This is a genomic window from Delftia acidovorans NBRC 14950 (assembly GCF_001598795.1).
Taxonomy (GTDB): domain Bacteria; phylum Pseudomonadota; class Gammaproteobacteria; order Burkholderiales; family Burkholderiaceae_C; genus Comamonas; species Comamonas acidovorans.
Map to the genome: position 1 here is coordinate 315,044 of NZ_BCZP01000005.1, position 21,982 is coordinate 337,025.

Here is a 21,982-nt window from a genome sequence, read left to right on the forward strand (position 1 = left end):
GGCGCCCCGGTGGCGCGATACACGCGTGACGTGATGCCATCCGGCGTGGGTTCGACGTGCCTGACTACGTGCCTGACTAACGGCAAGCACCGGGACATTGCCGTGCTCTACGGGCAGGATCGATGGCGCACAAGAGCTGTCTCCTGGCGTCCGCTCGGCGCAGATGCAACACGACAGCCGCGTGATCGCACGGTCCCGACTGATTGAAAATCTGGTCGCTCTGGAAAAGCAGCTTCCGGAGGTGGAAGACATCCAGGCACCCGGCCGGATCGTTCATTTGTCAACGATGAAGACGGAGCTCCGGGTGGTAGCCAGTCGGCTTCCCGGCAGCTCAGTCTTCGTCCAGCGCCTCAAACCGCTCTGCCAGGAAATCCAGCAGCGCCCGCACGGCCGGCAGCAGCCCGCGCCGCGAGGCGAACACCGCATGGATGATCTCGCGCCGTGGCGCCCAGCCCGGGATGACGTGGACCAGTTCACCGCGCGCGATCTGCTCGCGCACCATCATCGAGGGCAGTTGCACCACGCCCACCCCCGCCAAGGCCGCCGCGCGCAGCGCCAGCATGCCGCGCGTGACCAGGCGCGGCCGGTGGCGGATGGCCGCCTGCGTGCCGTCCGGGCCGATCAGGTGCCACACATGCTCGTGCTGCGGCAGGCCCAGGTCCATGCTCGGCAGGCCTGCCAGGTCGGCGGGCACCTGGGGGATGCCGCCTGTCAACAGCTGCGGGCAGGCCACCAGACATTGCCCGCGCTCGGCGAGCATGCGCATCACCAGGTCGCTGTCCTCCAGCGGCGGCGGGCGCACGCGGATGGCAACGTCGATTCCTTCGCCCACCACGTCCACGCGGCGGTTGGTTTCCTCGAGGTGGATCTCCACGCGCGGGTACGCGGCCATGAAGGCCGCCAGCATGTCGGCGATGCGCGCATCGAGCAGCGCCACCGGGCAGGTCATGCGCACGATGCCACGCGGCTCGGCGTGGGTCAGCGCGATGGCCTCGTCGGCGGCGTCGGCCTCCACCAGCATCGCCTTGCAGTGGCCATAGTAGGTCTGGCCGGTCTCGGTGACGGCAAATCGCCGCGTGGAGCGCTGGATCAGGCGCGTGCCGAGACGCTCCTCCAGCTGCGCAATGCGACGGCTCAGCTTGGATTTGGGCATCCCCAGCGCGCGGCCCGCGGGCGCAAAGCCGCCGTGGTCCACCACCTGCACGTAGTAGTAGAGGTCGTTCAGGTCTTTCATTGCACACCGTCTCCATCGTTCCTCAGATAAGACTCTGATGGCAATTATTAACGACTACCGCGTTCATCGTTCGAATTCTATTCTCTATCCGTCAGCCAAGACCTTTGTCTCGGCGACCCAAGGAGATTCACCATGACCAAGCCCTACGTCCGCCTGGACAAGGACAACGCCGCCGTGCTGCTGGTAGACCACCAGACCGGCCTGCTATCCCTTGTACGCGACATCGACCCGGACAAGTTCAAGAACAACGTGCTGGCGCTGGCCGACATCGCCAGCTATTTCAAGCTGCCCACCATCCTGACGACCAGCTTCGAGAACGGCCCCAACGGACCGCTGGTGCCGGAGCTCAAGAGCCAGTTTCCCCAGGCGCCCTACATCGCCCGGCCCGGCAACATCAACGCCTGGGACAACGAGGACTTCGTCAAGGCCGTGAAGGCCACGGGCAAGAAGCAACTCATCATCGCCGGCGTGGTGACCGAGGTGTGCGTGGCCTTCCCCGCACTGTCGGCCATCGAGGAGGGCTTCGACGTCTTCGTGATCACTGACGCCTCCGGCACCTTCAACCCCATCACCCGCGATGCGGCGTGGAATCGCATGTCGCAGGCCGGCGTGCAACTGATGAGCTGGTTCGGCGCTGCCTGCGAACTGCACCGCGACTGGCGCAACGACGTGCAGGGGCTGGGCACTCTGTTTTCCAACCACATCCCCGACTACCGCAACCTGATCACGAGCCACACCATGCTCACCCAGGGCAATTGAGGAGAAGACCGTGAGCACACCCCAAACCATCGCCAACTTCAACGGCGCCCGCCCGGTCATCGATCCCGACAATGTGGCAATGCTGCTGATCGACCATCAAAGCGGCCTGTTCCAGACCATCAAGGACATGCCCTTCACCGAGGTGCGTGCCAATGCCACCACACTCGCCAAGGTAGCGACACTGGCGAAGATCCCTGTCATCACCACCGCATCGGTGCCGCAGGGTCCGAACGGCCCCTTGATCCCCGAGATCCACCAGTACGCCCCGCATGCCCGGTACGTTGCGCGCAAGGGCGAGATCAACGCCTGGGACAACCCGGAGTTCGTCGCTGCCGTCAAGGCCACTGGGCGCAGGCAGCTCATCATCGCGGGGACGATCACCAGCGTCTGCATGGCCTTTCCCAGCATCGCCGCAGTGCACGAGGGCTACCAGGTCTTCGCGGTGATCGACGCCTCGGGGACCTACTCGAAAATGGCGCAGGAGATCACGCTGGCGCGCATCGTGCAGGCTGGTGTCGTGCCGATGGACACGGCGGCGGTGTGCTCGGAGGTGCAAAAGACCTGGAACCGTGAGGACGCGTTGCAGTGGGCGCAGGCCTACAGCGCAGTCTTCCCGCCGTACCAGTTGCTGATCGAAAGCTACTCCAAGGCGCAGGAAGTGGCCAGGAACGGTGAGCAGCTGGATTCGCAACGCACCTGACTGCGGTAGCACGGCACGGGTACGAGGCCGCTTGCCCAGGCCAGGGGCAGAAGTCATTACACTTGTCGCCAAGCCGAAAGGCCCGGTGTGTCGAAGCACCTTACCAGTAGCGTTTGCGACCCCCAACGTCAAGCGGGGTTCTGTCATGCCCGAATTCCTGAGGCGGACGTGCCTGTGCACGCCCCTTCCAACGGTTTTGGGCGGGATGGGGCTCTCCGTGAGGACGCCCGCACGGCTACTGACGTGCTTCGAACATCCCGTCCACCCGTCTCGTGTCGAAGCGGTGCGGGTGGCTTCCTTGAATCCAGTAGGAGCCAAGCGATGACCGCATCTTCACCCGCTTCCCAACCACCCCCTTCCCTCACCACTCGCCAAGCGGGAAAAGCCAAGGCTTGCCGCAGGCATCGCAGGACCCACTGCACCATGCAGACCGCGCTGGCCTTCATGCAGCGATCCCTGGAATTCCTGGTGCGCGTGGCAGGCGAACACGACAACGCCAACTACGACGACGACGGCACCGATGCCGATGTGGAACTGGCCGTGGAACTGGCGCTGGAGCACATCAGGCGCCTGCGCGCAGCGGAGCCCATGGAGCGCGAGGCCTTCGCCCAACACTGGAACATGGCGGCGGCCGCTATCCGGCTGGGGGCGCTTGCCTACGGCCGCACCGACAGCACCTACTACCGCATGCTGAGCTTTGTGCAGCAGCAGTTCGACGTATCGGCGGCCATGGTGGAATTTGTGGATGAGGCGCAGGACTGAGACCCCGGCCCCGGGTGGCGCTCAGCGCCAGCAGTCCTCCACCGTTCCCAAGGGCGAGGGCGAGATGCCTTCCTGCTTGAAGCCGCATGTCCAGGGCCGGATGGCGCGCCGGCACCTCGCGAGTGTGTCAGCCGGACTGCAGGCTTGCGGCGTCTCCCAGGCCAGGGGCAGAAGTCATTACACTTGTCGCCAAGCCGAAAGGCCCGGTGTGTCGTAACACCTATCTGGAGAGGTTGCAGCCCCCACCTTCAAGCGGGGTTTTGTCATGCCCAAATTTAAGAGGCTGGTGCGCCCGTGCGCGCCAGCCTGCATGGTTTCGGGCGAGATGGGCCTACCCGCGAGGATGGCCGCACGGCTCCGGACGTGTTACGAACATCTCGTCCACCCGTCGCCCTTCGTAAGGCAGCGTGTGGTGCTCAATGAGCCCGGAGCAAGAACCATGACCGCATCTTCACCCGCTTCCCGACCACCCCCTTCCCTCACCACTCGCCAAGCGGGAAAAGCCAAGGCTTGCCGCAGGCATCGCAGGACCCACTGCACCATGCGGACCGCGCTGGCCTTCATGCAGCGATCCCTGGAATTCCTGGTGCGCGTGGCAGGCGAACACGACAACGCCAACTACGACGACGACGGCACCGATGCCGATGTGGAGCTGGCCGTGGAACTGGCGCTGGAGCACATCAGGCGCCTGCGCGCAGCGGGGCCCATGGAGCGCGAGGCCTTCACCCAACACTGGAGCATGGCGGCGGCCGCCATTCGGCTGGGGGCGCTTGCCTACGGCCGCACCGACAGCACCTACTACCGCATGCTGGGCTTTGTGCAGCAGCAGTTCGAGGTGTCGGCGGCCATGGTGGAATTTGTGGATGAGGCGCAGGACTGAGACCCCGGCCCCGGTGGCGCTCAGCGCCAGCAGTCCCCCACCGTTCCCAGGGGCGAGATGCCCTTCACGCCCAGGGCGTTCAGGGTGTAGTCGCCGCAGCGCCTGTCCGATGCCTGGCGGCCTGTGCGCGTGGCCTTGAGCGTGTAGCCGCCGTCATTGGCGGTCGTGGCCATCGTCAGGGTGTAGTGGCCGTTCTCGGACTTGTCTCCCCAGGGCAGCCTGAGGTTGGCGACGGAGCTTGTGTAGCCGCCGTTCTGGGCCCGCCAGCGCTCCTGCCGGGCGGCGGCCTCGCCCAGCAGGCTTTGCGCTTCCACGCGCCGCGATCGCAGCACGTATTCCTGGTAGGAGGGGTAGGCGATCGCCGAAAGAATGGCGACCACCGCCACCGTGATCATCAGCTCGATCAGCGTGAATCCATGTAGCTTGCTGCGCACGCATTTCTCCTTGGGGGCCCGCAGGGCCAGCCAGACGGCCGGGGCCGGCAGGCCCCTGTGTGTAGTGGATGGGATGGCGGTCACGGGTTCGCTGGCTGGCGGCGCCAGCTCTGTCGCCCCCGGTCCACTCCGCTGTTGATATCGTCGCCCCCGGTCTTGACTGGGTCTCCCGCCCCGCTTTGCTTTCCGCTGGAGTCGAAGATCTTCGCGCCGCTGATGGTGGGCCTGCCCGGCCCCACCTCGCGGCCGTTGACCTGCTGGCCTGCCAGGTTGTCGGAGGCGTTGAAGATGCCGTCGCCGTTCACATCGAAGGCGACATAGTCGGTCTTGCCCCCGGTGTCGGGATCGATGGCGTAGATCGTGCTGGCCAGGCCTGCGGAGCAGGGGTCGCCCAGCGGTGGCCGGATGGAGGTGAACACCAGACCCCGCCCGTACAGGCTCATGTCGTAGACCAGTCTTTCTCCATCGCGCGGCAGATCGACGTACCAGCCCCAGCTGTGCACATTGGAGTCGGCGGTGCTGGTGGCGTCCTTGTACCAGGTGACCGGGTTGGCCGACAGGGCGAACTTGCCCGGAAAGCCGCTCACCTGGGTGAACTGCTGGGCCTGCAGATCCCCGCGCCCCTTGCCGGCGGTAGGCAGCGGCTGCGGCGCAGTCGTGGCGGGTGTGCCGTAGCGATCCCAGATACCGAACACCGATTGCCGGCGCATGTCCAGCTTGTCGTCATCCGTCATGAAGCGGCCCGTGCCGAAGGCCACCACATCGCCCTTGCCGCTGGAGTGCCGCACCACGTAGGGTGCGGTGGTGATGGACAGCCGCTTGCCGCCGCTGCGTTCGGACTCACGTGCCACAAAGAACAGTTGCGCATTCCATGAGCCGCTGGCACCACTGGCCAGGTCTACGCGCCATACATTGCCCGCAAGATCACCGGCATAGGCCACGTCCACCTTGCCATCGCCGTTGTTGTCCACCACGGCGGCGCGCGACAGGCCGTTTTTCGGCGCAGGCAGCGCGCTCAGCTCTGCGGCCGTCATGCCTGCCGCGAAATCAAAGCGCCGGATGACCTCGCCACTGGAGACATCCAGCACAAACAGGCTGGACTCGCCGGAGGCGCTGTTCGACGCCTGGTAGCCATTGGACAGGAATACCACCCACCTGCCCTTGGACCGGCCGGCATCGTTGAGCCGCGCAACGACAGGCGCGGGCATCGAGTAACCCATGCGTTCGTCCTGTTCAACCCCGAACTCCCACAGCAACCGGGGGGAGGTGGGGTCCGTGACGTCCAGCGCAAAGACCTGCCGCCCGCCCGCACCCAGGCTGCCGACCAGCACCCTGTGCCAGGCGTTGCCGAAGTAGACATCCGAGACCACGGGCGTCCCGTCCACGAAGTAGCGGTGGGGAGCGCCGCCCGCGCCATACCGGGACGCCAGGACATTGAGCGAATCCTTCACGCCCGATGGAATGAAGGCGAACTCCTCCTTGCCCGATGCCGCGTCGAAGGCGTGCAGCATGCCGTCGTTGGCGCCCACATACAGCATCTCCTTGGTCGCCTGTTTCGCGGCAAAGGCGGCATAGGTGGTGCTGCCCTCCAGCTTGTCCGCGGCAGAGGCGCGGTACAGGCCGCCCTTGACCCGTACCAGCGAGGAATTGACGATATCGCCCAGCACATTGGGCTTTCCACTGTCCAGGGGCTTGCGCACGCGCAAGTCATCGCGCACCTCGCCACGCAGGAACTCGATGCGCTTTTTTGCCTGGCCATCGGCGGAGTTCGTGGCCGGGTCCGTGTTGAGCACGGCCAGCCAGGACGCATCGGAGCGCTGCCCGCTGAGACTGGAGTACGTGAAAGGGCTCAGCGACACGGCACTGCCGGTCCTGCTGGGATAGTAGATCTTGCGGTCATCGGCGGACCGCGCCGACAGGAGTTCCGCCGCGCTCCACACCAGCGTTCTGTCGCTGGTGGTGAGCTTCTCGCGGATGACATCGCCGCTCCAGTACTGGACCTCGAACGTGGTCCGGTACAGGTCGGCGCCTTCGCCCAGTGTCGCAGTGGGCATGTCCACGCTGACCGCCGTCACGGAACTGATGCTCTGCAGGATGTCGTTGAACGCCTTGGTCAATTGGTCCTTGAGCGTGCCGGCATTGGTCACCAGAAAATAGTTGTCCGGATCTCCCGTGATCTTGGAGGGGTCGCGGTCCGGCACACCGTACTTGGCGGCATACCACAGCGGTCCCTTCAGGAAGCTGCCCGCGTCGGTCGCATTGCCGGGAGTGAAGCTGCGGGTGGCCGTGAGTCCCAGGTTCGTGCATTCCGTGCGCTGCTGGGCCGAGATGCTGCCCCGGCAGTAGCCCGGATCGCGATTGGGTGGCGTGTTGTAGGCGTAGTAGGCCGAGGCCGTGTCCTTGTCACGCACCTCCAGGTACATGCCGTCCTTGGTGGTGCCCGAGATCACATAGCCCATGTGCTGTCCCAGGCCGCCAGCGGCGTATTCGGACACCATGTCGATCTTCACCTTGCCATCGGCCTGCAGCGCGACCGTGTAGCGCGCGATGGCGTCCATGTCATGGTCGGCGCCCTGCTCCACGTCCTCGTAGTTGATGCGGAACTCCGCATAGGGCCGCCCGCCATTGACCGAGGCATCGATGTCCGCCTTGCCCGTGTTGGCAATGTTGACCACGTAGTAGTCGACGATCTGGTTGGTCGGCGTGAAGACCGCATTGTTCACGGTGCTGCCGCCGGCACTGCCGGAGACGGTCTTGGCAAACGGCGCAATGGTCACAAAGCGTTTGCCGCCGATCGGAAAGCGTATTTCCGGCAGCGGTGACGCAATGGCCACGGAGTAGGTCCTCAGCGCATTCTTGCCCTGGCTGTTGCCGAACATGGCATTCCTGGCGCCGAAACGGGCCACACCGGCGGCATAGTAGGTGCCTTCCTTGCTGGGCTCCTCGGGAGACAGGCCGCGCGCCCAGGACAGGTCTGCAATGGTCTTGACCGAAGGAGCCTGGTCGGCATTGGCCGACGTTGACTGGCCGATGAAGAAGTTCTTCCCGTCTATGCGCTCGGCCGAGCCGATGGCCGCCACCTCGTCAGAGACATTGAAGCCATTGAGGGCGCTGGCACTGACGCTCGCGTAGCGGCTGCCGGGCAGCTTGCCGTCGTAGGAGGGATTGATGTCGCTGAGCACCGTCATGACGGGACGGGAGCAGTACTGGTAGCCGCCCCCGCCTTCGGCCTTGGCCCTGTAGGGCGTTTCCCAGGCGGGCTTGGACAGACCCAGGGACGCATCCTTGGAGGAGCCGCCGGCGTAGTCATAGATGCCGAGGGCCTGGGATGCGCCGCCGAAATAGCGCATGGTCTCGAACATCATCTCGCTGATGGGGTTGCCCCACATGGCGCACTTCGAAGGCTTGTCCAGCGAACTGATGGGGCCGGACGTGATCCAGCCGCATTCCACGTATTTGCCGCCGGTGTAGCCTATCAGGCGCTGGCGGTCTATGTTGGCGACCACGCCATTGACACCCGTCCTGAACTGGCCCGTCTGAGGGTCGACTTCGTCTGCGAAATTGCTGATATTGCGGCGCAGCACGCCGCCGGCGATGTTTTTCTCGTACGAGCCTGTGAGCAGGCCGAAGTACATCTTCCCGTTCTCTCCGAAGTCGTGCAGCAGCCCCGTGGGCTTGTAGATGGTCTTGCCGCCGTTGGGATAGGCCTTGCAGCTGGCCTCGAGCAACTGGACATTGCTGCTGGAGCAGGCCTCCACAAGCAGGTTGTAGTCGGTGATCCTGCTGCTGCCTCGCGCGCACGAATTGCCGCCTGCACAGTTGCTCTGCCCTGCAAAGCCCTCCTGGGACACCCAATCCCAGATCTGGAACGAGGAGTCATTGAGCACGCGCAACTGGGTGATGACGCCAGCGGCCTCCCCCAGCGTGGTGACGGCAAACAGATGGCGCGTGCCGACCGCCGGCGAGCGCAGCGGCGCATAGTCCGAAATGCTGTAGACCTTGGCATCCCGCGCAGGGTCATAGGCCTTGCCCCAGCTGTGCGCATCCCTGGGAATGTAGGCGGTCTGCAAAACGGTGCGCGAAGCCGTGTCCTCCGCACGCATGCCGCCATAGAGTACGCGGCGTATGGCGTCCATGCGCGATGTGCCCAGATAGTTCAGGAAGTCGCCGCTCCAGTTGTTCGAGCACTTTTTCCTGTTGCTTCCGGTCGCTGCCTGCGAGGGCACGAAAACACCCTTGGAATAGCTGTAGCAGACGTTGTTGTTGAAGTAGCCGTAGTAGTCGATCTGGTCCGGCTTGTACCCGACATCGATCACACCGTCGCCGTTGAGGTCGGAGGCATCGTTGTAGGCCTCGTAGTACAGCTTGTGGTCACGCCCCATCACCAGCATGTTCAAGGGCGCCAGCGCCTGGTTCACGAACAGCGGCATCTGGGACAGCACGGTGTCCGCACGCCCCTGGGCATGCGCCGGCGTACTGGCCAGTGCCAGTGCGCACGTCCACAGCGCCAGGGCCGGCCACGCGCGTGCCCGGCCCTGGCGCGCCCTCGGGCCATGCATGGTTTTCCAACTTGCAATGCGAGCCATTGAAGCTCCCTCCCCCTGCTTACTTTATGAACATGTTGACGCTGGACCGCAGGCACAGCGCATCCGCTCCGCAGGCCTGGGCCTGCGACTTTTCCGTGGCCTGGGCATTGACCTCATAGAAGTCCGTGCAGCCGGTGGCGGGTGCATCCAGCGCGGACGTCGCACTACCCGACTTGGGACAGGCGGTCGTGATGTATCGGGGATACCAGTACCCATCGGGCTTCTGAAACCCGGCCGCCTTGGCCTTGGTCGTACGAAAATCCGTACCGAGCCCGATGGAGTCCGTACGCACGTCGGACACCGAGCAGGGAATGCCGCTGCCCTCGGCCACCGGAGTGCCGGCGCCATTGCAGGGCTTGAGTGCGACGGCATGCTCCAGCAGCTTGCGCTCGCCTTCTCGCAGCGTGCCATCCGCGGTTTCATACAGCCGCTGGCTATCCACCATGTTGGCAGCGATGCGCGCCTCCAGCGTGGCCACGCGCATGCCGACCACCGCCAGCAACAACACAAGCAGCAGCATGATCATGGACACCAGCAAGGCATTGCCGCGCTGGCGCCCGTGCAGGACACAGGACATGCAGCGGCGGCTCCGGGCTCCGATCAGCGCGGTCATGGCATCAGATTCCTCAGGGTAAGCGTGCTGGTGGCCAGTTGCAGCAGGGGGCCGGCATTCGCATCGCATCGGGCCGCGGCGCCGCCCAGTTGCGCCCAACGCTCGCAGACGGTGGAGGCCATGCCCTGCGTCACCTTGCCGGAGCTTTCCAGCAAGAGGGCAAGGCGCAGGGAACGGATGGTTTCCTGCTGCCCGGGCAACGTGGCCGCGAAGGCATCGACCCTGCGTATCGCGCCGGGCGCTGTCTGCCGATCGATGCCGAACTCGAAATGCACCGCCCGCACGCCATCGGCGAGCGGCACAACCTCCTGCGCTGCCCGGCAGACCAGCACACCACTTTCAACGGTGTATTTCTCCGCGAACATGCCGGTCGCCGGCGCCGGAGCGTCATAGGGGCCGGCGGCTCCCAGGTTCGCGGGCGTGCCCGCACAATCGGTTTCCGCAGCGTCCCGGGGCTGGAAGCGAAGGCAGATGCTCTGCGCGTCAGCCGCGTAGAGCGCCTGTCCCTGGGCGAACTGGCAGCCGTTGGGATGGGGCGAGGAATCGGCAGGAAATGCGTCGAACATCGCCTGCGAAGGGTCTCTCCTGTAGCCTGCCTTGGAGAACTCGGAGTCCAGCACGGCCAGCGCCAGCCGGCTGTTGCCGAGGTTCTCGCTCTGCCCCACGCGAAAACCGAAGCTCGACAGCCCCTGCATGTAGATGGTGGTGGCAATCAGCACGAGGAACAGGCCGATGGCCAGCGCCACCATAATCTCCACCAGGGACATGCCCGCCTGTGACGGCATGCGCATGCGGCACGCCCGTGCGTCCGGCCCGTGCTCAAAGCCGCGACCGCAGCGTGAATGTGCAAAATTCATTGTCGCTTCCATCCAGACATTGGCCTTTCTTGACCGGCCAGGCCACCGTCACGGACACCAGGCCATCGGCATCGGCGCTCACGGCGAAGGAGGTGTCGATGTGGTCCGCGGTGAGATCGGGCACCAGCTTGCGGGCCCGCTCGCCCCAGCAGGCCAGGCGCTGCGCCCGCGGCTGCGGCAAAGGCTGGCAGGCCGCAGGGGCCGCGGGCATCGCGGCCCCCTGCAGCTTCTGATAGCCGGCCAGTTCCTCCACGGGCACACCCTTCGCGTCCAGGACCGTGGCCGTATCCCCCCGCAGGGTCTCCAGCAGTTCGGAAGCCAGCATGGATGCCATCTGGCGCCGCTCGGTATCCACGGTGTATTCAATGGCACGCACATGGATGCGCACGGCGCCCAGCAGCCCCACGGCCACCAGCAGCACGGCGACGAGTACCTCGATAAGGCCTGCGCCGCGTTGCCTGCGAGAAGAAAAAGGAATGGACATGTTGCAGACCCGTTGCATGCGCATCAGCAACTGCCGCCGGCAGGCAGCCGCTGCTGGCGCACAAGCCCGGCGCGAGTCACTCTCAGGCAGTGCATGCGCGTGGCATGGCGAGCCGTGACGGTCAGCGTGTACAGCGTGCTGGCGCCGGAGAACTGCCTGGCGGTCCCCGTGGTTTCGAACAGGACGCCCTGGGAAGAATCACCGGAGGGCGACACGGTCACGGCATCAGGCACCCAGGCCTCGCGCACCAGTTGCCCCCCCGACTTGGCGGACCATGTCTGCCCCGTGCCCACGAAGCTGCTTTCCACCCGTTTGTAGACCGCTTCGGAGCGAGCCAGCTGCAGCAACGACTGCAACTCGAGCGCAGCCGAGCTGACGCGCTGGTTGGCTATTTGGACGATGAAGGAAGGAGCGGCCAGAGCGGCCAGAATCGCGATCAGCGCCACCACGACCATCATCTCGATGAGGGTGAAGCCACGGGGCCGTTGCCACCTGCCACCTGGACAGCCGTTGCGTGTGTAACCGGGATTTTTCATGCAAGCGTGCTTCTCGTTGGCGGGGGACCATGCGACAGGCCTGAAAGCCCTGCGCCATTGCTCTTGATTGATGTTTGCAATCGTAATTCAATGGCAATGCAAAACACCTATTGACACAGGTCATGGGACAAATATAGGACTTGTCTTATAAAAACCTGCGCAGAGCGCAACACCCCATCCAGCAAGCCCGGCCCGCCGTCCGCGCACGCAAGCTCGGCGGAACGGCCCGCGCGACGGGCATGGCCACGGTGGCGATACGGCAGATCCCGAAGTCAGGCAGGCAGGCCTCGCATCAAGCGCCTGAAAATCCACGGCAGCATGAGCGGCCGCAATCCAGCCGCAGCGCGATTGGCCATGCGAATATCCCGTCTGCTTGCAGCCCGAGGAAGAAAAAGTTTTCGCCCAAAGCAAAAATCCCCAGAGCATTTCTGCTCTGGGGATCTTTTTATTTGGGGTGGCTGATGGGGCTCGAACCCACGACAACAGGAATCACAATCCTGGACTCTACCAACTGAGCTACAGCCACCGTTGAAGCATTCGATTATATGCCAAAAACCAGCAGGCAAATGCTTTGGAACAGGCGTTACGTGACGGATCGGGAGCAGCAGGAACAAAGGCGCATCGGGGGACGCGGGCAACGGGCATGATGCCGCCATCCTCCATGCAGCCGCAGCCGGCAGGAACCTTGCCCGGCGTCCCTGGAGCTTTCGGGGACAACCAGTCCCCCTGCCGCCCAAAGCAAAAATCCCCAGAGCATTTCTGCTCTGGGGATCTTTTTATTTGGGGTGGCTGATGGGGCTCGAACCCACGACAACAGGAATCACAATCCTGGACTCTACCAACTGAGCTACAGCCACCGTAGAAGAACGCTATTCTATTCCAAAAAACTGCTTGATTTCTGAAATTTCTGTTTTGCTAGAAATTTCTCTCATCAGGGGCGCGGGACCTTGATCTGCACCTTGAGCTGTTTCTTGAGAAGCTCGTAGTATGCCATAGCTTCTGCGACCGCAGAGCTTCGCAGGAAGTCCTGCTTCTGCGCGGCAGCAGCCTGTGCATCATCGGCCGGGCGCTCGACGATGCGGTTGATCTTGACCACGGCATAGCCTTGGGCACCCATGTCAACACCAGTCCAGGCAGGCAGCTGAGCGGTCGGTGCGCGCAGGGCGGCATCCACCACTTCGCGCGACAGGCCTTCGGGCTGGTCACGGCTGATCACCTTGGCGGCAGGCAGTTGCGCCGCATCAGGCTTGGCCTTCCATGCGGCGAGCTTGGCCTCGCCATCGGCCTTGGCCAGTTCGGCGGACTTTTGCGCCACGTACAGGGTGCGCAGCTTGTCGCCGACCTCGGCCATGGGCAGCGTGCGGGCAGGCGTGTACTCCACCACACGGCCGGCCACCAACTGGTTGGAACCCAGCTCCACCGCATCGGTGTTGCGCTTGTTGTTCAGCGAATCGCTGGAGAACAACGCTTCCAGGAAGCGTGGATTGGCCAGGGGGCCCTTGACGTTGGGGCCGGGCTGGCGCGTCACATGGTCTGCCTTTTGCACGGTGAGCTTGAACTTCTCGGCCACGGGCTGCAGGCTGTCCGACTGTTCGTAGACGGCATTGGAGAAACCTTCCGCCAGTTCGGCGAACTTGCGCTGGGCCTGCTGCTGCTTGAGTTCGGCTTCCAGCTTGGGACGCATCTGCTCGAAGCTCGGAGCCTTGGGCTTCTTGATGTCCACCAGCGAGATGATGTGGTAGCCGAAGTCGCTGTGCACCACGTCGCTGATGTCGCCGACCTTCATGCCGAAGGCTGCGTCCTCGAAGGGCTTGACCATGGCACCGCGGCCGAAGTAGCCCAGATCGCCACCCGATGCAGCGGAGCCACCGTCCTGCGAATTGGCCTTGGCCAGTTCGGCGAAGCGCTTGGGGTCCTTGCGCAGCTCGGCCAGCAGTTCCTCGGCCTTGGCCTTGGCTTTTTCCTGCTCGGCAGCAGGCGCATCCTTGCTTGCATTGATCAGGATGTGGCTGGCACGGCGCTCTTCGGGGCCGGCCAGGCGCTCGGCGTTCTGGTTGTAGTAGGAACGCACATCGTCTTCGCTCAGCGTGATGCCGGCCTCGATGCTGGGAACGTCCAGCAGCAGGTATTCCACCTTGGCCTGCTCCGATTGCTGGAACTGGCTGGTGTGGGCATCGTAGTAGGCCTTGAGGTCTGCCTCGGTGGGCTGGACCTTGCTGGCGTAGGCGCTGGCTTCAAAGCGGGCCACCTGCACTTCGCGGCGCTGGTACAGCGCATCGATAGCCTGCTTGACCTGGGTGTCGGTCGCAAAGGCCGTACCCGTCACGCCACCCATCACCTGGTTCATGGACAGCTCGCGGCGCAGGTTGGCCTCGAAGCCTTCAGGCGTCAGGCCCTGAGATCCGACCAGGGCACGGTAGGCCTCGGCATCCATCGAGCCGTCAGGCTTCTTGAGCGCGGCAATCGCGGGGATCTCCTGCAGCGTGCGCACCAGTTGCGCATCGGACGCTGCCAGGTGCATCTTCTGCACGGCGGCGGCCAGCACCTGGTCACGCACCATCTTCTCCAGCGTGGCGTAGCGCGCCTGCGGTGAGTCCAGCAGCTTGGGGTCGATGTTGGGGTTCTCGGCGCGCAGGCGATCACTCTCCATGCGGTGCGCGTTCTCCCAGTCGGCCTGCTTGATCTCATGACCATCGACACGTGCGACGATGACGCTGGACTCTGTGAAGTAGTTCTGGTTCACACCCACGAAGATGAACGAGGGAATGATCAGCAAGAACAACAAGATCATCACGAACTTGGAATGCTTGCGGATGGATTCGAACATGGTCTGTCGTCTTTCAATGGCAGAAATAGAAAAGGCGAACTTTCGTTCGCCTTTTGTTCTTGGTGGGTGCTGACGGGGTCGAACCGCCGACCTACGCCTTGTAAGGGAAAATTCCACCATTACAAATCAATAGCTTACAGCGTCTACCAACTTCGTCCCACCAGCTTTAAGAGGTCGAAGCGAAACATTCTACTTTCTCCAGCACATCAGCCTCCCGGTTCGCCGGGTCATATACGCCACAGCGCGGGAACGCGCTGACTTGAGGGGATCGCCGGTTACTGTATATTTATACAGCACAAGGAATTCGGCCATGCCCCACCTCATCACCTCCTCACAACCAGTTGCGGTCACCATGCCGCTAACACCGCTGCCGGCCCCCAACAGCCCAGTGCGCGCTGGCTTTCCCAGCCCCGCCGAAGACTTCAGTTGTGCGCGCATCGATCTGGCCAAAATCATGGTCAAGCATCCCCAGTGCACGTTCCTGCTGCGCGTCCGCGGCGACTCGATGATTGGGGCAGGGATCTTCGACGGCGACCTGTTGGTGGTGGACAAGTACTTGCGCCCCCAGCATGGCGACATCGTTGTGGCTGAAGTTGATGGCGACTTCACATGCAAAAGATTCTGGGCCAGGTATGACCAGGTGATGCTCCGCGCCGAGAACCCCACATACCCAGACATCCGTGCGAAAGAAGGCCAACAGCTGGAGATCTGGGGCGTGGTGACGTGCGCCGTCAAGTCGTTCCGCTCATTGTGAGATCAGGCCATGTTCGCGCTGCTGGACGGCAACAATTTCTACGTGAGCTGCGAGCGCGTGTTCCGCCCGGCGCTCAAGGGCCTGCCTGTAATTGTCCTGAGCAACAACGACGGCTGCGCCATTGCCCGGTCGGAGGAAGCCAAGGCCCTCGGGATCAAGATGGGCGAGCCATTCTTTCAGATCAAGCACCGCATCCACCAAGGCCTTGTCGCCCTGTCCGCAAATTTCGTGCTGTACGGAGACATGAGCGACCGCATGATGTCCCTTGCCGCAGGCCTAGGGCCAGAACAAGAGATTTACAGCATCGACGAATGCTTTATCGGCCTTGCTGGCGTGCACGACGTGACACGCAGATCATGGGCAATCCGTGATCGCATCTTGCGGGGCGTGGGCATCCCCACGTGCATCGGCATCGGCCCCACGAAGACTCTGGCGAAACTTGCCAATCATGTGGCCAAGGACGCGGAGCGCAAGCCGGGCAGCTACCCGAAGGAGCTGGCTCAGGTGTGCAACCTCACTGAGCTACCAACTGCACAGCTTCGAGAATTGCTGGAAAGCACGCCTGTGGGTGATGTCTGGGGCGTTGGCCGACGAATCAAGATGCGCCTCTTGGATCACCAGATTTATACGGCATGGGATCTCGCTCAGGCACCACAGGCCCTGGTGCGCTCACACTTCGGCGTGGTCCTTGAGCGCACGGCGCGGGAGCTTCAAGGCACTTCATGCTTGGGTCTTGAGCACGAGCCGCCGCCAAAGCAGCAAATTGCATGCACGCGCTCATTCGGCAGACCAGTCACTGACCTCGCCCCGCTGATTGAGGCCGTATCGACATTCGCGCAGCGGGCTGCCGAGAAACTGCGTGCGCAGAACAGCAGGGCCGGCGCCGTGCATGTTTTCGCGCATACCAGCCCATTTCGTGACGGACCACGGTTTGCCCGCAGCACCACCATCCAACTCCCACAGCCCAGCAGCGACACGGCGCTGCTGGTGCGTGCTGCAGCGCGCGGGATCGCCAAGATCTACGAGCCCGGCTATCAGCTCTCGAAGGCCGGCGTGATGCTGCTGGATCTCACCCCTGTTTCGATACAGCAAGCCTCATTGCTCGATGAGCCTAACGTCTATGCACGCGACCACAGCCCCCTCATGGAGGCCATGGACCGACTCAACGAGCGCTATGGCAAGGGCACGTTGGGAGTGGCCAGCGCATTGCAGGTGGCCGGCTGGGGCATGCGCCAGGACCGCCGCACCCCCCGATACACCACGGACCTGCACGACATCCCCATCGCACGAACCTGACCTGGAGATCGTTATGAAAATGTCTCTCGAAGTTGAGCTTTATCCCACTTTGCTCACAATACCCCGTTGGTTCGGAACGCCAGAAGTGCAGATCCTGCCCGGCCTGCCTGAGCATTACTTCATAAATGAAGTGGAGCCCGGATGGTTTGTTGTGAGGGATCTAGACAATGACCTGATTTACAGCGGTCTCGGGCCAGTGTCTGTAGAACGTTCGCGAGCACCATTTTAAGATGCAATGGATGGATACGTGTTTATCATACAATTTCTTCGGGAACTGCTGCTGTACGTTTGCGGCCCGCCTTCGTCAAGGTCACTAACTGATATAGATAGATTTTGAACAATATCAACCAAACAACGGTTTTTAGTCATCAACAGGATCACTAGATGAGTACAAATGACAGTCTTCAGTTTTTTCTTCGCCTACTGACGCAAAAACATAGTGCACTTCAAGTAGGATTAAATAATTTCCTTGGCGAATTGATTGGAAACGACCCAAAAGCGAAGAAACAAGCAGCAGAAACACTCATAAGAACCGCCAATGATTTGAAAGCTGTTTTATCAAAAAAAGATATACCCCAATGGCTTTCATCCTTAATTGCTCATCTAACTAATTATTTGTCAGGAACCAGTTCCCCAAATGATATTGTGCGAGGCTTTTTACCTCTAAAAGTTGCACTTGATGAACATGTTTGGTCTTTTGAACAAAACCCAGAAGCTTCTTTTGATTTTGATTCAATATTTGAGCATTATAAAAAAGAAAGCCGTCTACCCCAACTTTTCGACGAGATAGTTGAACTACTTGAAGAAATTCAAAATAGTGGCGAAGTGGATAGCCTTATGATGCTACGCGCCCTCGGCAAGGTGATCGCCACAATAAAACGCTCCAAAGACGGTTCATATTTCTCAATGAACAGCGCGTGGGATTTTCTTTTAAACTTTCTCAATAACTACTTACTTGCAGAGCTTTCGAAAATTCCTGTGCTAGGCACTGCCTTGGAAGCGCTGGAAAAAACGATCAAGGAGGCTGATGCAGAAATGTGTAGTTTGCACAAAAATTTACGGAATGAATTAATTCGCGTAGTAGGGGAAGATGTAAAGGCATTATCTAGAAACGCATCCTTTCCATTCCTAACATACAACGAATCTGGCAATCTTCAAACCCCCAAGCCAATTCCACAACTGCCTAACGTTATTACTTAGCACAAGAACTTAATTTGATACAGGCTCGGGACTTGCGGCGACATCCAATCTTTCCCAGACTGCTACATCACAGGCTGGACGTCCCCCGTGCTGACGCGATGGCCCGCAGTTCGCGTAGTCCGAAGAAGTTGGTACCCAGCCCTGCACCGCGCCAGCGTCGACGATGCATTCGCGCGAGTGGCGGCCATCGGTAGCGCAGCAGTTGGTGCCTTAGCAGTCGCAGGTGTGTTGTGTCATGGGTGGCTCTCTGTGGTGGTGCCTGCGGCCGGCAGGCTCGGAGAAATGGGGCGGTGGCAGTTCGCGAGGGCTGCGGTCAGCCGGATTTCGTAGGCCTCGCGCCGCTCAATCTCTGCCTGGGCTGCCTGCGTGAATTGGTCCACCGTGGCGCCTGGGCGCAGCTGCTCGGTTTGCCTGGCCGGGCGCTCGGGCACCGGCTCGACGCAAGCCACTGGCACAGGCACGTTGACCCGCTGCAGCTCGATGCGTGCTGGTGGGGTCTGACACCCGGCCAGGGCCAGCACGGCAGCCGCAAGCACAGGCCAACGGCTGGAATATTTCCGGGAATAAATTTCGCTCACTTTTGCGACCTCCCCTGCAGCCAGTTGTCCACCCGGTGCAGGGCGCTCGCACAGGTATCGTTCAGAACGGCCGGCAGCGCGGCCAGGATCTCGTCGACGCGCTGTTAATGTGTCCAGGCTCGGGCTGCTGCGTTGGCTCGCGCGGCTTCGCCCTCTCTCTTGCGCCGGTCAGCCAACTCCCGCAGGTCATCGACAGCATCGCTGCAGGCGGCAGCCAAGTCGCGGGTGCCGTCTCGCTGCTGAGTCATCTCGCCCACGCTGGCGCGCTCTGTTGTGGCGGTGCACGCTGGCTCAGGTAGGCCCTGACCAGCAGTGCGTTGCCGAACAGGCTCGCCAGCAGCGCGAGGACAGCAGCCGTACCTAACTCTGACAGTGGTTAATCTAAGAGAGAGACGCCCCCCCGGCGAATTCAAGCAAATATCTTACAGAAACCAACCGAATCTCAGCGAATGAGATTGCTCTCCCGCAAGGCTTCTTTTTGCTCCAACATTCGTTTGAAGTCAGGGTTAAGATTTGAAACGATCGATTGACCCAGTAAGATATCGGTCCCTGCAACCATATGAGCTGAGCAGTACATCCAATCAAGCGTATCTTCGGTAAAAAATGAGCGCCGTACCGGATCGTGTACCAACTCATGCCGCAAATCGAAAAGCATTTTCAGTTTAGTCAAAGAGCTTTCCTCGAACGTTGATTCTGTCCCAGGCTGATCTTTTAATCGAATTTGCATGCCGATCACGTTACTCCACAATCCGCCTTTGGGGAGAAACTTCGAAAACACTCTGTCAATTCGGTCAATATTCTGAAAGGACTGAGAGGCTAGTACAATGTCCAGTGGATGCACATTGTGTTCGTAGAATTCTAAGATTTCGGCGACATCATACTTCTCAGAATGCAATTGCTTAAGGTGAGGCTCAAAGAAGGATGGTTCACAGCTCTTAAAAATGAGCGATAGCAAGTCTTTATAATACACCTCAATACTTGTCACAGTCGTGATAACTGCCGACCGTTCAAGTAAGTTTGCCACCTCGGTATTCAGCTCCCCTTCCAAAATAAGCTCGCCCGCCTTAGCGCATTGAGCGAACGATTCATAAAAAATCTTGAATGGCCGCCCAAGCCGTTCTGAACGGTTTTGCCTACTTTGAAGTATTTTGTTTAGGTCCATATTTACATATCTTAGCGTAGGCATCTGAAAGTATGGTTATCTTTGGCGGTCCATCGCTGCACGCGTAGCTGGTACACACGCCGGTCAGCGCGCCACCTTCGGTCAAGCCTCCCGCATCAGCGCGGCGTCAGCGGCGTGGCCCTCAGCCGCTCGCAGCCTACTGCGCCGCCTCGGTCATCGCGCGGCCGGCATCGTAGGCCCGCTCGCAGGCGCCACCCCGGCCTCGGGCATCGTCAGCAATGCGCGCCAGCTCTCCCGCTCGCTCATCAGCGCGGCGCTGCAGGTCGGCGAGCAGATCGAGGGCGCCGGTGTCTGGCGCGCACTGTCCGGCAGCGGCGCGAGCCTGAGCGGCGGCACGGTGGGCCGTGATGTAGTCGGCGAGGTCGCCGCGCAGCCGGCCAGCAGCAGCGCGGGCAGCAGCAGCGTCCACTGCAGCGCGCGCCTGCGCCTGGTGCGCATCACGGGTGACGTTGTCGAGATTTTCACGGTAGGTGCCTTCCAGTTTTCGGTATCGCTCTGACGCCAGTAGCGCCGCCGTAGCGGCTGCCTCGCGATCGCTGGCCATCTCGCTACGCGCCTGCGCGGCATCGCGCTCGGCGGCAAGCCGCCCCAGGGCCTGCCATGCAAGCAACGCCGCCAGCACCAGGGCCAGCGACTGCCACGCATAGGCCTTGAGACCGGCGATCATGGTGCCGCCCGTACCGCGACCAGCGCTGCGCTGAAATGCCCGTCCCTGCCCCACTGTGCGCACAGCTCGCGGGTGGCATCGCGGCGATCAACAAGGCCAGGCAGCCGCGTGGGCACGCCGTTCACGGTGCCGTGGACCCATCGAGGCATCTGCAGGCATGCAGCATCGAGTTGCCCGGCGTTCGCCAGCCGCATGACCGTCGTGTCAGGTGCCAGCGCCGAGGGCACGTTGTAGGCCATATCGATAAAGCTGGCCTGCACCCACACGTTGTAGCTGTCCCAGTTCCGCAGGGCGCGGCGCGCCAGGCGCTCGGCCTCACGGTATTTGGGTCGCTCCAGGCGCTCGCAGTCCTCGGGCTTGTAGTAGCGCCCCGCCACAACTTCGGTGCCTGTGACGCCCGCGCAAACTGTCAGCGGCTGGCCCTTGCCCAGGCGGTCAACGTAAGGCGTGCCGATATGCCGGCCGCTGCTCTCGTAGTGCAGCCCGATCTCGCGGGCCAGCGTCACGGCAGCGCTGGGCCTGGTCTCCTGCGTGGCGACATAACCACCGGCAGCGGTGGCTGCCAAGCCGGCGGCCGTAGCCAGCAGTCGATTACGCAATATCTCGTTCATCGGCCACCTCCGCCAATGGTCAGCGCCTTCCAGAAGGCCAAGCCTGCGCTGGCCATCATCACGATGTAGGTGATGGGTTTGGCCACCTTGCCGATCCAGTTGAGCACCTTGAAAGCGCCCTGCGCGGCGGCGAAGAACTCCACCATTTCGGCCGTGTTGACACGAACCTTTTCCGTGGCCTCGGTGTTTGCGCGCAGCTCTGCCTCGATGCGCGTCATGCGCGCATCCCCCTCGTCCAACCGCGCATTGATGGTCCGCGCCGTGTTCGGAGTGATTGCGTTTCCATAGTCGTCCTGCATGGGCACTCCTAAAGCGTTGCCGCCAAAACAAAGGCCTCGTCCAGGGATTGGGGAGTGCCTCCAAGCTGCGCCCAAAGACCTGCAAGAAACGGGTTGCCACGCTCCCAGGTGTCGGCCTCGTACTCAATTTGAGCCTCACGCTTTTGCACTGGGTCCGTGATCGCCGCAATGGCCGCCTCGGCTTCATCGAGCATCCCGAATGCAAGAAGGGCAAGACGCCCCTGCCGGCGCGTGCAGGACTTGGGGATCAGCGCGGCCGCAGCCTCATCGCGTAGGCGCTGCAGCTCGGCCAACTCCTCTTCGGACAGCGGCACGACGGACCACTGCTGCCGCCACACGCCGTCGATTTCCATAGGCTCGATCTCGACGGGCTTTTGCGTGTCCGCGTCGTAAGCGGGCGCATCCGATGGCTCAACGAGCGCATAGCACTCCAGATGCTGGGCCATCATCGTGAGCGGGTGCAGCTCCTGGATCTGAGCAACGCTCAGCGGGTATTGCCCGGTTTCGGTGTTGATGTACATGCTGATCCTCAAATAACGCGGCCGAGGCGCGTGCCGGTTGCGAGCCAGGTGACGTATGCGCTACCGTCGAGGTAGTAGCCAGCTGCAGCGGGCGGACTCCCAGGGACAGAGCCTGTCGCACCAGTTCCTCCGCTGGATGCGTTTTCGCCATTCGCTCCTGCAACCCCAATAGCGCCACCGGATCCGCCAAACCCGCCCTGG

Annotated in this window: 21 protein-coding genes and 2 tRNA genes; 7 read left to right on the top strand and 16 right to left on the bottom strand. The window is 62.1% G+C overall.

Features of this window, described 5'->3' with window-relative positions; genetic code table 11:
- Positions 1-331: 331 nt before the first annotated feature.
- Positions 332-1,234 carry a LysR family transcriptional regulator gene (locus DA1_RS08975; RefSeq protein WP_016445413.1) on the bottom strand — a complete coding sequence of 301 codons (903 nt, stop codon included), beginning with the start codon at positions 1,232-1,234 and terminating at the stop codon, positions 332-334.
- Positions 1,235-1,366: 132 nt separating this feature from the next.
- Between DA1_RS08975 and ycaC the strand changes: the two genes are divergently transcribed.
- The 4 genes from ycaC (at position 1,367) to DA1_RS08995 (ending at position 4,335) form a co-directional block, all read left to right on the top strand.
- The gene (gene ycaC / locus DA1_RS08980; protein ID WP_034392043.1) at positions 1,367-1,993 is read left to right on the top strand and encodes an isochorismate family cysteine hydrolase YcaC; all 627 of its coding nucleotides are present in this window, start codon (positions 1,367-1,369) and stop codon (positions 1,991-1,993) included.
- 10 nt (positions 1,994-2,003) lie between these two features.
- Positions 2,004-2,693 carry a hydrolase gene (locus DA1_RS08985; RefSeq protein WP_013803115.1) on the top strand — a complete coding sequence of 230 codons (690 nt, stop codon included), beginning with the start codon at positions 2,004-2,006 and terminating at the stop codon, positions 2,691-2,693.
- A 423-nt stretch (positions 2,694-3,116) separates the two neighbouring features.
- Positions 3,117-3,455 carry a hypothetical protein gene (locus DA1_RS08990; RefSeq protein ID WP_051940634.1) on the top strand — a complete coding sequence of 113 codons (339 nt, stop codon included), beginning with the start codon at positions 3,117-3,119 and terminating at the stop codon, positions 3,453-3,455.
- Between the two features lie 541 nt (positions 3,456-3,996).
- On the top strand, positions 3,997-4,335 hold the full coding sequence (locus DA1_RS08995; protein ID WP_051940630.1) for a hypothetical protein: 339 nt from the start codon (positions 3,997-3,999) through the stop codon (positions 4,333-4,335).
- A 20-nt stretch (positions 4,336-4,355) separates the two neighbouring features.
- Here the strand turns inward: DA1_RS08995 and DA1_RS09000 are convergent, their stop codons facing one another.
- From DA1_RS09000 to DA1_RS09040, 9 genes are all read right to left on the bottom strand, one after another.
- Positions 4,356-4,769 (bottom strand): type IV pilin protein, encoded by a 414-nt coding sequence (locus DA1_RS09000; RefSeq protein ID WP_174549377.1) that lies wholly within the window; start codon positions 4,767-4,769, stop codon positions 4,356-4,358.
- 80 nt (positions 4,770-4,849) lie between these two features.
- Positions 4,850-9,328, bottom strand: a complete 4,479-nt coding sequence (locus tag DA1_RS09005) for a pilus assembly protein (protein WP_230590752.1) — start codon at positions 9,326-9,328, stop codon at positions 4,850-4,852.
- Between the two features lie 46 nt (positions 9,329-9,374).
- A complete protein-coding gene (locus tag DA1_RS09010) occupies positions 9,375-9,968 on the bottom strand; it encodes a pilus assembly PilX family protein (RefSeq protein WP_034392036.1) in 594 nt (197 codons plus the stop codon).
- Positions 9,965-10,825, bottom strand: coding sequence for a prepilin-type N-terminal cleavage/methylation domain-containing protein (locus DA1_RS09015; protein WP_230590751.1), 861 nt, complete (start codon positions 10,823-10,825; stop codon positions 9,965-9,967). The genes DA1_RS09010 and DA1_RS09015 overlap by 4 nt, the downstream gene beginning before the upstream one ends.
- Positions 10,788-11,309, bottom strand: a complete 522-nt coding sequence (pilV, locus tag DA1_RS09020) for a type IV pilus modification protein PilV (RefSeq protein ID WP_224986021.1) — start codon at positions 11,307-11,309, stop codon at positions 10,788-10,790. The genes DA1_RS09015 and pilV overlap by 38 nt, the downstream gene beginning before the upstream one ends.
- Positions 11,310-11,332: 23 nt before the next feature.
- Positions 11,333-11,845, bottom strand: a complete 513-nt coding sequence (locus tag DA1_RS09025; RefSeq protein WP_034392031.1) for a GspH/FimT family pseudopilin — start codon at positions 11,843-11,845, stop codon at positions 11,333-11,335.
- Positions 11,846-12,295: 450 nt separating this feature from the next.
- Positions 12,296-12,371: transfer RNA gene (locus DA1_RS09030), tRNA-His, on the bottom strand.
- Between the two features lie 255 nt (positions 12,372-12,626).
- Positions 12,627-12,702 (bottom strand) — tRNA-His (locus tag DA1_RS09035).
- Positions 12,703-12,776: 74 nt separating this feature from the next.
- Positions 12,777-14,672 carry a SurA N-terminal domain-containing protein gene (locus DA1_RS09040; protein ID WP_034392029.1) on the bottom strand — a complete coding sequence of 632 codons (1,896 nt, stop codon included), beginning with the start codon at positions 14,670-14,672 and terminating at the stop codon, positions 12,777-12,779.
- Positions 14,673-14,982: 310 nt separating this feature from the next.
- Between DA1_RS09040 and DA1_RS09045 the strand changes: the two genes are divergently transcribed.
- The 3 genes from DA1_RS09045 to DA1_RS29535 all read left to right on the top strand — a co-directional run bounded on the left by DA1_RS09045 (position 14,983) and on the right by DA1_RS29535 (position 17,922).
- The gene (locus DA1_RS09045; RefSeq protein ID WP_034392027.1) at positions 14,983-15,426 is read left to right on the top strand and encodes a LexA family protein; all 444 of its coding nucleotides are present in this window, start codon (positions 14,983-14,985) and stop codon (positions 15,424-15,426) included.
- 9 nt (positions 15,427-15,435) lie between these two features.
- The gene (locus tag DA1_RS09050; RefSeq protein ID WP_034392025.1) at positions 15,436-16,722 is read left to right on the top strand and encodes a Y-family DNA polymerase; all 1,287 of its coding nucleotides are present in this window, start codon (positions 15,436-15,438) and stop codon (positions 16,720-16,722) included.
- A 384-nt stretch (positions 16,723-17,106) separates the two neighbouring features.
- Positions 17,107-17,922, top strand: a complete 816-nt coding sequence (locus DA1_RS29535; RefSeq protein WP_080736833.1) for a hypothetical protein — start codon at positions 17,107-17,109, stop codon at positions 17,920-17,922.
- 233 nt (positions 17,923-18,155) lie between these two features.
- Here the strand turns inward: DA1_RS29535 and DA1_RS09055 are convergent, their stop codons facing one another.
- From DA1_RS09055 to DA1_RS31265, 6 genes are all read right to left on the bottom strand, one after another.
- A complete protein-coding gene (locus tag DA1_RS09055) occupies positions 18,156-18,500 on the bottom strand; it encodes a hypothetical protein (RefSeq protein WP_230590750.1) in 345 nt (114 codons plus the stop codon).
- 442 nt (positions 18,501-18,942) lie between these two features.
- Entirely contained in the window at positions 18,943-19,662 is a 720-nt protein-coding gene (locus tag DA1_RS30310; RefSeq protein ID WP_155294200.1) for a HEPN domain-containing protein, read from the bottom strand.
- A gap of 157 nt (positions 19,663-19,819) precedes the next feature.
- Positions 19,820-20,350: a DUF2514 family protein gene (locus DA1_RS09060; protein WP_034392021.1), complete on the bottom strand. Its 531-nt coding sequence runs from the start codon at positions 20,348-20,350 to the stop codon at positions 19,820-19,822.
- On the bottom strand, positions 20,347-20,961 hold the full coding sequence (locus DA1_RS09065) for a lysozyme (RefSeq protein ID WP_034392019.1): 615 nt from the start codon (positions 20,959-20,961) through the stop codon (positions 20,347-20,349). Before DA1_RS09065 ends, DA1_RS09060 begins: the two co-directional genes overlap by 4 nt.
- On the bottom strand, positions 20,958-21,260 hold the full coding sequence (locus tag DA1_RS09070; RefSeq protein WP_034392018.1) for a hypothetical protein: 303 nt from the start codon (positions 21,258-21,260) through the stop codon (positions 20,958-20,960). Before DA1_RS09070 ends, DA1_RS09065 begins: the two co-directional genes overlap by 4 nt.
- Positions 21,261-21,268: 8 nt before the next feature.
- Positions 21,269-21,781, bottom strand: a complete 513-nt coding sequence (locus tag DA1_RS31265) for a hypothetical protein (RefSeq protein ID WP_034392016.1) — start codon at positions 21,779-21,781, stop codon at positions 21,269-21,271.
- Positions 21,782-21,982 lie beyond the last annotated feature (201 nt).